This window comes from Sulfurimonas sp., assembly GCF_028694895.1.
In the GTDB taxonomy this organism is placed as follows: Bacteria; Campylobacterota; Campylobacteria; order Campylobacterales; family Sulfurimonadaceae; genus Sulfurimonas.
The window spans coordinates 1-3844 of sequence record NZ_JAQVKA010000126.1 but is presented as its reverse complement, the minus strand read 5'-3'; the positions used below and the strand labels follow the sequence as shown (position 1 = coordinate 3844).

The 3844-nt window shown below is 33.4% G+C and carries 3 protein-coding genes; all 3 read right to left on the bottom strand.

The window, feature by feature from the left end:
* The coding region (locus PHI38_RS09610) for an NAD-binding protein (protein WP_299855562.1) at positions 1 to 583 on the bottom strand (583 nt) is incomplete at its 3' end.
* The gene (locus tag PHI38_RS09605; protein WP_299855560.1) at positions 583 to 2136 is read right to left on the bottom strand and encodes an ion transporter; all 1554 of its coding nucleotides are present in this window, start codon (positions 2134 to 2136) and stop codon (positions 583 to 585) included. The genes PHI38_RS09605 and PHI38_RS09610, both read right to left, overlap by 1 nt.
* 5 nt (positions 2137 to 2141) lie before the next feature.
* Positions 2142 to 3566 (bottom strand): Asp-tRNA(Asn)/Glu-tRNA(Gln) amidotransferase subunit GatB, encoded by a 1425-nt coding sequence (gatB, locus tag PHI38_RS09600; RefSeq protein WP_299855558.1) that lies wholly within the window; start codon positions 3564 to 3566, stop codon positions 2142 to 2144.
* Positions 3567 to 3844: the final 278 nt, after the last annotated feature.

Below are 3844 nucleotides of genomic sequence, written 5' to 3'. Positions count from 1 at the left end.
TAAACTCTGTCGCACCCTCTTTGTCTATAACTGAGAGAACTGTAACATTATACTCTTTACTCCAATTTATATCAGAAGCATAGAGTCCATTAAAATACTGAGCATTTTTTACCATAACTTGAGCAATCTTTAGATTACTTTTCTCATATAAGATATTGTGTAAAACTTCTGTTATCATCGGCTTTTCAAGCATTTCAACAATAATATTTGCAGTTGTTTGTGTAGTCGGGAGGATTTTAGATGCTCCTGCTAACATAAGCTTATCGGCACTCTCTTTATCTTGAGAGAGCGCTATTATTTTTAAGTTTTCAAATGTATCACGCAAAGAGAGCGTTAAAAATATATTTTTTGACATATCTTCTAGTATACAAAAAGCCTCACACTCATCTATATCAACGCTATCTCTTAACTCATCCCAATCTTCACTCAAATCAAAAGTTTGTATCTCATAACCATTACTCTCTTTAGATACACTCTCAGCATCAAGCTTAAAAATATATATCTTTTTATAGTGAGATTTGATGTTTTTTTCTATCTCAAACGTGTACTCATTATGACCAAATATCAAAGCTATCTTCTGCATTACTGCTTCCCTTTGTACAAATTGTCTGTAAAGTCTTTGATAAATTGTATATTTCCAATAAGAAGAAGATAATCTCCAATGTCTATAGAGGTGTCATAAGTTGGGTTAAAGTAGAAATTCTTTTCACTTTTTTTATAAATGCCTAAGAGTATTATTCTATGCTTATGACACTCTAAATCTTTTACAGTTTTAAAATTATCTATGATTCTCATATTTATAAGAAGTTCTTGCATATCTATGCCATTATAGTTAGAACGAAGAGCATGAATAGCCTCAAATGCAACAGGCTTTCCAACAAACTCTTTTGCTATCATCCCAACCAACTCTTTCTCATAAAAAAGCTCATTTACACCGGCAAAGAGTAGTTTGTTTTTATTTGCTTTGGCTTTTAGGATTGAGAGTATAAAAACATCTTTATTAAAAGAGCGAACGGTCAAGGCAGTGTAAACATTTTCTACATCACTATGACTTAAGCATAAAATAGCTTTCACCTGTGTCTGTAGATTTATGCGAAGATTTTTATAACTATCAATACTTCCTGGATCATAATTAAGTGCAAAAAATCCATCTTTTTTTGCCTGAAGAGCTTTTTGTGCATCCTCTTCTAAGATGATTACTTCACTATTTTGTGTTAGTTTTTTTGCAACTTCTTTTGAGATGTTTTCATATCCACAGATAAGATAAAACTCTTTTTTCTTTGCAATATCATCAATAAACTTTGTCTCTTTTATCTCATCTAACTTTTGGGTAAATGCGGTAACTATCAAAGATGTCGTAAATGAAAAAACAGCAATACCCGCTATGATAACAAATATTGCAACTACTCTTCCAGCATCTGTGATAGGAGTAATATCTCCATAGCCAACAGTCGAGATTGTAACAATAGCCCAATAAAGCGCTTCAAAGAGTGTATTTATAGGCGAAGCTGGATTATTAGCTTCCATCACGTAAATAAGTACAGATGAGATAAAAATCACAATGGCTGCAAAAGTAAGAAGTGTTAAAAACTCAAACTTTTTAGAAGCAATTACCGAGGTAAAGACCTGAATACTCTTTGCATATCGAAAAAGTTTAAATACACGAAAGAGAATGAAAAGTCTAAGAAGTCTTAAGCTATGGAAAAACGGAAGAATAGCAAGCAGATCTATAAGTGCTTTTATAGAGATTATATATCTTAGTTTTTTTAAAAAAATATCGCTTAGAGCAAGGGAGAGATTAAACTCATTTCCTAGCATTACATCACGTTGACTCTGCTTGATGATTGCCTCTGTAACGCTACTGCTTATCCAAAATCTAAAAAGATATTCAATTAGAAATATTGTTGAAACTATATAGTTATTGTAAAATAGTAGCTCATCGTTTACCTCTGATTTTACCTCTCTTATCAATATAAAAACGCTTGAAAATATGATTGCTATCATAAAAAAATCAAAAATCTTTTTGTATTTATAGTTACCGTTTTCTAGAAAATTATAAAAAAAGAGTTTTGTTTTTATATAGCTTTTTGAAGTATTTATTTTATATGCAGTATCTAAGAGTATAGATTTAAGCAAAGCTCTTATCCAAGCTTTGCTTTTAGTATATCGTTAACCGTTTGTGGGTTTGCACTCCCTTTTGACTCTTTCATAACTTGCCCTACAAAGAAGCCAAAAAGCTTATCTTTTCCACTTTGATACTCTGTTACTTTATCACCATTTGCAGCTATGACAGCATCGCAAATAGCCTCTATAGCGCCACTGTCACTTACTTGTTTAAGTCCTAATGTGTCAATCGCGCTATCTACATCAACACTATTTTGCATCAGATAATCAAGTACATCTTTAGCCGCTTTACCGCTTATTGTGCCATCTTCGATTCTCTTTACTAAAAGAGCTAATTTTTTTGCATCAACTGGAGAGTTTGATATATTTATCTCTCCCCTAAATCTGCCTTGAAGTTCTGTTGTAAGCCAAGTAAGAGCATTTTTAGCGCTAACTCCTTCTTGCATCATACTCTCAAAATAGTGAGCCATCTCTATAGCAGAAGTTAAAACACTAGCACTATACTCATTCATCTCATAATCTTTTACAAAACGTGCCATCTTCTCATCTGGAAGCTCTGGAATCTTAGAGTATTTTTCTAGCATCTCGTCTGTTATAACAGTCTTTAGCAAATCAGGCTCTGGAAAATAACGATAATCAGCAGCTTCTTCTTTTCCACGCATAGAACGCGTCTCTTGTCTTACTTGATCAAAAAGGCGCGTCTCTTGAACTATCTCACTCTCATATGTGCCATCTTCCCAAGCATCACTTTGACGCTCAACTTCAAGCTCTATAGCTCTTTGGATAAATCTAAAACTATTTATATTTTTAATCTCTACACGAGTGTATAACTTCTCATCGCCCTTTGGGCGGATAGAGACGTTTACATCCACACGAAATGAACCCTCTTGCATGTTTGCATCGCCGATGTCAAGATAGCGAATTATTGAGTGAAGTTTTTTTAGATAGAGTGTTACCTCTTCTGCACTTCTCATATCAGGCTCTGAGACTATCTCTAAAAGAGGAGTTCCTGCACGATTTAAATCTACCTTTGAGATAGCTCCATCGTGTATATTTTTTCCAGCATCAGCTTCAATATGAGCACGATTTATACGAATAGTCTTATGAGTTCCATCTTCAAAATCAATGCGTAGTTTTCCATGCTCAACTACTGGAGTATAAAGCTGTGTAATCTGATAAGCAGATGGAGAGTCTGGGTAAAAGTAACTTTTTCTATCAAAATATGATGTTTTATTTATAGTGGCATCAACTGCCGAGCCAAACATTATAGATTTATGAAGCACCTCTTTGTTAAGCACAGGAAGTGCACCTGGAAGTGCTAAGCAAGTTGGACATGTGTTAATATTTTGTTTGTGATTAAAACTCGTTGGACATGAGCAAAAAAGTTTAGTTTTTGTGTTTAGTTGAACGTGGACCTCAAGTCCGATAACTGTTTCAAACATATATTTCCTTGATAAAAGAGTATTAAGATTGTGTTGGATTTTACCCAATTAATGCTTTTAAGTTTCATAAACAGAGTCTAAAACATAGATAATCTAGGCTTTTTACACAAAGCAAAATAGAGCAAAAAAAATATTCTAGCGCTATTTTTGCAGTAGTATTATTTTTATATCAAACTTATCTGCAACTGTTTTTACTCTTTTTATATATCTCTCATCACCATCTCCAACTATAAATCCAATAGCTGGCCTTTTGCCTGTCATATGAGCATAGTAAAGTG